Raw genomic sequence first — 5,428 nt, forward strand, 5'->3', positions numbered from 1 at the left:
CGACGCCTTCGCTGGCAAGCCAGCTCCTACAAGGGCATCGTCAGCCGCTGGTCCTGGCGTACACTGGCGAACTTTTCGCACGGGATATCGACTATGCACAGGATGGCGCTCTGTTTGGCCCTGGCTCTGAGCCTGGGGGGTTGTATCGATTACAAATGGGGCCACGACTGGAAGGCCGACAGCCTCGGCGGTTGGCAGGACGCCAGCAAGGGAAAATATGACCAGGGCACTTCGTTCAAGCTGGCCTGCGGGCCCGAGCCGCTGTATGTGAAGCTGACCTCCGCGCCGTCCCACCACCTGATGTCGCTGTTGTTCATTCCCCTGGTCCCGGCGGCCACTGGCGATGACAACCATCTGAGCATCAACGCCCGCCACCCCAGCCTCTCGGTCTGTTCGGCGGCGCAGAACCCCCTGGTGATCAAGCTGGACAACCGGGTGATCAGCCATATCGGCTACGCAGCAGGCGACCAGGCGGGCAGTTGCGAGCTGCGGCTGGACGAGCGCGAGTTGCAGGGCGAGCGGGTGTCGATCGAGGTCAATCAGGCCGTGCTGCCTTGCGCCGTGGCCCCGCTGACCTTGAAGAAAAACGGCTTCTTCTGCCTGCGCAAAACCGAGTTCGGCGGTTCCAAGCCTTGTGACCGTTAGGGGGCAGTCGCACGAACCTAAGCTAATTCCTAAAAAGTATTTATTTTAGATTTGTTAGATCGATTAGCTTTTAGCGACTTTCCTGTCTCCCAGAAGGTTCGCCCCCATGCGCCTGCCCTTTGCTTTGCGTCGTAGCTTGTCGATCACCGCCCTGGCCGGCCTGGCGCTGGGCATGGCCCTCAATGCCCAGGCCGATACCGACCTGCGCATCGGCTATCAGAAATCCTCGACCCTGCTGGCCTTGCTCAAGGCCCAGGGCACCCTGGAAAAACAGCTGGCGGGGCAGGGCGTCAACATCACCTGGCACGAGTTCACCAGTGGCCTGCCGTTGGCGGAATCGCTGAATGTGGGCAATGTCGACATCAGCGCCGATGTTGCCGACACGGTGCCGGTCTTCGCCCAGGCCGCCGGGGCCAAGCTCACCTATTTCGCCACGGAAACCCCATCGCCCGCCGCTCAGTCCATCGTCATCCCCAAGGATTCGCCGCTCAAATCCCTGGCTGACCTCAAGGGCAAGCGCGTTGCCGTGACCAAGGCCGCCGGTAGTCATTACCTGCTGATCGCCGCCTTGCGCGAAGCGGGCTTGAGCTTTGCCGATATCCAGCCGGTGTACCTGACCCCGGCCGACGGTCGCGCGGCTCTGGAAACCGCCAAGGTCGATGCCTGGGTCACCTGGGAACCCTTCGTTGCCAGCGCCGAACGCCAGCAGGGCGCGCGGGTGCTGCATGACGGCCAGGGGCTGGCCAGTTATCGCCGTTACTACCTGGCTTCCAACGACTACGCCAAGGCCCATTCCGAGGTGCTGCAGCAAGTGTTCGCCGAGCTGCAGAAGACCGGCACCTGGGTCAAGGCGCACCCGGCCGAGGCGGCAAAACTGCTGGGCCCGCTGTGGGGCAACCTGGATGTGCCGACGGTGGAACTGGCCAACAGCCGCCGCACCTACAAGGTAGAAGCGGTCAAGCCCGACGCCCTGGGCGAGCAGCAGAAAATCGCCGATGCCTTCTACCAGGAAAAGCTGTTGCCCAAGCCAGTGGATGCCCGGGCCGTGCAGTTGTGGAGCCCCAAATCCTTGTAGTGGATTGTTAGGTCGCTTTCGCTTGTAGGAGCCGGCTTGCCGGCGAACAGGCCCCCCTTTTTCTTGTTCACCGCCGGTTACGCCATCCCGCGCCCGGCGTCAGGAGTTCCCGTGTCTGCCGTTCACCCCCAAGAGGCCTTTGCCGTCCCTGCCTCAATCAGCCCGCCCGCGGTTAACGCCGACGTGGTGCTGGAATTGCGCCACCTGACCAAGCACTACGCCCGCCGCCGTGGCCCGTCCGCTCCGCCTGCGGTTGAGCAGGTCAGCCTCAAGGTGCGCCGTGGCGAAGTGCTGTGCCTGATGGGCACCTCCGGCAGCGGCAAGTCCACCTTGCTGCGCCATATCAACCGGTTGATCGAGCCCAGCAGCGGCGAGGTGCTGATCGACGGTTCGGCCATCAGCCAGCTGTCGGCCAGGGAACTGCGCACCCTGCGTTCGCGGCGCATCGGCATGGTGTTCCAGCACTTCGGCCTGCTGCCCCATCGCAGCGTGCGCGACAACGTCGCCTTGCCCCTGGAACTGCGCGGCGAGCCTGAGGCCCTGCGCCATGCCGCAGCCGACGTACAACTGCAGGCCATGGGCCTGGAAGGCTGGGGCGAGCACTATCCCCATGAGCTGTCCGGCGGCATGCAGCAGCGGGTCGGCCTGGCCCGGGCCCTGGTCAGCGAGCCGGACATCCTGCTGATGGACGAACCCTTCAGCGCCCTGGACCCGACCATCCGCCGCGACCTGCAAAGCCACTTTCTGCAGGTGGTGCGCGAGCGCGGCATCACCACCTTGCTGGTGACCCACGACCCGGCCGAAGCCCTGCGCCTGGCGGACCGCATCGCCGTGCTGCGCCACGGCCAGCTGATTCAGGTCGGCACGCCCGAGGAATTGCTGAAGCAGCCGGCGGATGCCGAAGTGGCGGACTTCTTCCAGGAACACGGCGCCCGCAGCGCCACGCCGGTGGCGACGATTGCCCCGCGCAAGAGCGCGACGACCCCGGCGCCGGTCAGCCCCGGACTGTCCTTTGCCCAGGCCCTGCTGCTGGGGCCCGCCGCCCTGGCCGCCAGCGGTCGCGGTGGCCTGTACTGGCTGGGCTTCGCCCTGGAACTGGGGGCGGCCGCAGCCTTGGGGCAAGGGCTGGCCACGGCCAGTTTCGCCTGGGCCGCCCTGGCGCTCATCGGCTTGCTGCTCAGCCGCCTGTTGAGCCTGGCCCTGGCCCGCCGCCCCAGCCGCCTGGGGCGTTCGGACTGGCGTCTGCCGTGGCTGGTGTTGCTGCTGTCCCAGGCCCTGGTGCTGTGGCGGGTGTTGGCCGTCGACGCCACTGGCCCCTGGCTGCAATTTCCCGCCGACCGGCAAGTGCTGCTGGGCACCGCCGCGGCCATCGATCAACTGATTGCCTGGTCCCAGGTGACGTTCGAAAGCACCTTCGTCGGCGTGATAGTCGCCGTGCGCACGGTGATCGAAAGCATCGAAAGCCTGCTGGGCTGGTTGCCCTGGCCGGTGCCGGCCCTGGCCCTGGTGCTGCTGGCCTGGCGCAGCGCCGGCGCCGCCCTGGCCCTGACCAGTGCCGCGGCCTTGCTCTACATCGGCCTGTTCGGTTTCTGGGAACGGACCATCGCCACCCTGGCCCTGGTGGGCTCCTCGGTGCTGATCTCGCTGTTGATCGGCGTACCCGCCGGCATCCTCCTGGCCAAGCGCGCCCTGGCCCGGCGCCTGATCACTCCGCTCCTGGACGTGATGCAGACCTTGCCGACCTTCGTGTACCTGATCCCGGCGGTGGCGTTCTTCTCGGTGGGCAAGACCCCGGCGGTGATCGCCACGGTGATCTTCGCCCTGGCGCCGATGATCCGCCTCACCGCCCTGGGGATTCAGGAAGTGCCCAAGACCGCCGTCGAAGCGGCCCTGGCCCACGGCGCCACGCCGTGGCAGATCCTGACCAAGGTCGAACTGCCCCTGGCTGCGGGCTCCTTGCTGCTGGGGATCAACCAGACCCTGGTGATGAGCCTGTCGATGGTGGTGGTGGCGGCGCTGATCGGCGCCGGCGGCCTGGGCTACGACGTGATGACCGCGCTGCGCAACATCAAGGGCGGCGAGGGCATGCTGGCCGGCGCCGCGATCGTGTTCTGCGCGCTGATTCCCGACCGCATCATTCAAGCGACCCTGCGCCAGCGGGATCGCACATTGCATCAATCATGAGGTGTCCCTTGAACAAGTCGTTTACCCGTACCCTTGGCGCTGCCGCGCTGCTGTTGGGGTTGTCCCTGCCGGTGCTGGCCAAGGACAAGATCGTCATTGGCGAGCAGAACTGGACCGGCGCCATCGCCATCCAGAACATCCTTGGCGAAGTGATCAAGAGCCGCCTCGACGGCGAGGTTTCCTACCTCGCCGGTGACGTGCCGGTGCTGTTCGCCGCCGCTGCCAAGGGCGATGGCTCGGTGGACGTGCTGACCGATATCTGGCTGCCCAACCAGTCCGCCGCCTGGGCCAAATACGTCACCGGCGGCACCCGCTCCCTGGTGCCCAACAAGCAGCCGTACCTGGGGGTGCAGGGCTTCTACATCCCCGGCTACCTGCAAGACAAATACGGCGTGAAGTCGGTCTACGACCTGCAAAAGCCCGAAGTGGCGAAACTCTTCGAACCCCTGGGCGGCGGCAAGGCGCAACTGCTGGTGGGCCCGGCGGGTTGGGAATCGACCTACATCGGCGAGATCAAGGCCAAGGATTTCGGCTTTGCCGACAAATTCGAATCGGTGTCCACCGAAGCCTCGGTGACCTACGCCAAGCTCGCCGCGGCCTACAAGGCCCAGCGCGGCGTGGTCTTCTACGCCTACACCCCGGACTGGATCTTCTCCGCCTTCGACCTGCGCCGCCTGGATGAACCGGCGTTCGACGGCTACGCCCAGGACAACAAGAAGGGCGACCCGCTGTACAAGGCCGACGGCTGCTGGAAATTCATCAGCCCGACGGTGGATGCCGACTGGCTGAGCAAGAGCAAGATCACCTGCGCCTACCCGGATGCCCGGGTGTATGTCCTGGCGTCCACCGCCCTGCAAAAACGCGCACCGCGAATTGCCGCGTTCCTGGAGAACTTCAGCATCGAACCTCAGGCCCTGAACGACCTGATTCTCAAGATCGAAAAGGAACAGCAACCGGCGGCGCAGGCGGCCAAGGAATGGGTCGCGGCGCACCCGCAGATCGTTGATGGCTGGCTGGGTGCCAGCGGCGAGAAAGTGGGAGTGGCGCAATGAGTGGGGCGCCGGTGAACAGCCTCGAACAGGCGACCTTCGGCGCCGGGTGTTTCTGGGGGGCGGAAGCCGCGTTCCGGGCGCTGCCGGGGGTCGTGGACAGCCGCGTCGGCTACGCCGTGGAAGCGGCGGACGAAGCCTTGCAGATTGAAGTGGTGCAGGTGGATTTCGACCCGCAGGTGCTGGCGTATACCCGCCTGATTGAACACTTCTGGGATCTGCATGATCCGACCTCGGTGGATCGCCAGGGCGAGCATGGCGGTGTGAAATATCGCTCGGCGATCTTCCACACCAACGCCGCGCAAGCCGAACAGGCGAGGGCGGCCAAGACCGCCCTGCAAGACTCCGGACGCCTCAACAAACCCGTGGCCACGGTGATCGTGCCCCTGGGTCGCTTCGACCTGGCGGATGAAGCGCACCAGCGTTACCTGGAGAAGAACGGCCTGAGCAGTTGCCATATCTGATCGTTTGCAGG

The 5,428-nt window shown here is 65.6% G+C and carries 5 protein-coding genes; all 5 read left to right on the plus strand.

All coding sequences use genetic code 11. The features are described 5' to 3' along the window. The first annotated feature begins 114 nt into the window (after positions 1-114). The 5 genes from F6S12_RS29410 to msrA all read left to right on the plus strand — a co-directional run bounded on the left by F6S12_RS29410 (position 115) and on the right by msrA (position 5,417). Positions 115-645, plus strand: coding sequence for a hypothetical protein (locus F6S12_RS29410; protein WP_228102352.1), 531 nt, complete (start codon positions 115-117; stop codon positions 643-645). Positions 646-751: 106 nt separating this feature from the next. Beyond that, entirely contained in the window at positions 752-1,720 is a 969-nt protein-coding gene (locus F6S12_RS29415; RefSeq protein ID WP_315869660.1) for an aliphatic sulfonate ABC transporter substrate-binding protein, read from the plus strand. Between the two features lie 111 nt (positions 1,721-1,831). Continuing rightward, the gene (locus tag F6S12_RS29420; protein ID WP_315869661.1) at positions 1,832-3,904 is read left to right on the plus strand and encodes an ATP-binding cassette domain-containing protein; all 2,073 of its coding nucleotides are present in this window, start codon (positions 1,832-1,834) and stop codon (positions 3,902-3,904) included. Then, the gene (locus F6S12_RS29425; protein WP_053150975.1) at positions 3,901-4,956 is read left to right on the plus strand and encodes a glycine betaine ABC transporter substrate-binding protein; all 1,056 of its coding nucleotides are present in this window, start codon (positions 3,901-3,903) and stop codon (positions 4,954-4,956) included. The genes F6S12_RS29420 and F6S12_RS29425 overlap by 4 nt, the downstream gene beginning before the upstream one ends. After that, complete coding sequence (gene msrA / locus F6S12_RS29430) at positions 4,953-5,417, plus strand: peptide-methionine (S)-S-oxide reductase MsrA (protein ID WP_217438425.1); 465 nt, start codon at positions 4,953-4,955, stop codon at positions 5,415-5,417. Before F6S12_RS29425 ends, msrA begins: the two co-directional genes overlap by 4 nt. Positions 5,418-5,428 lie beyond the last annotated feature (11 nt).

The organism is Pseudomonas sp. JV245A (assembly GCF_032424515.1).
GTDB classification, from domain to species: domain Bacteria; phylum Pseudomonadota; class Gammaproteobacteria; order Pseudomonadales; family Pseudomonadaceae; genus Aquipseudomonas; species Aquipseudomonas protegens.

Excerpts from the sequence above, each read along its gene's own strand:
- F6S12_RS29415 (WP_315869660.1), top strand. The coding sequence starts at position 752 with ATGCGCCTGCCCTTTGCTTTGCGTCGTAGCTTGTCGATCACCGCCCTG.
- F6S12_RS29425 (WP_053150975.1), top strand. The coding sequence starts at position 3,901 with ATGAGGTGTCCCTTGAACAAGTCGTTTACCCGTACCCTTGGCGCTGCC.
- msrA (WP_217438425.1), top strand. The coding sequence starts at position 4,953 with ATGAGTGGGGCGCCGGTGAACAGCCTCGAACAGGCGACCTTCGGCGCC.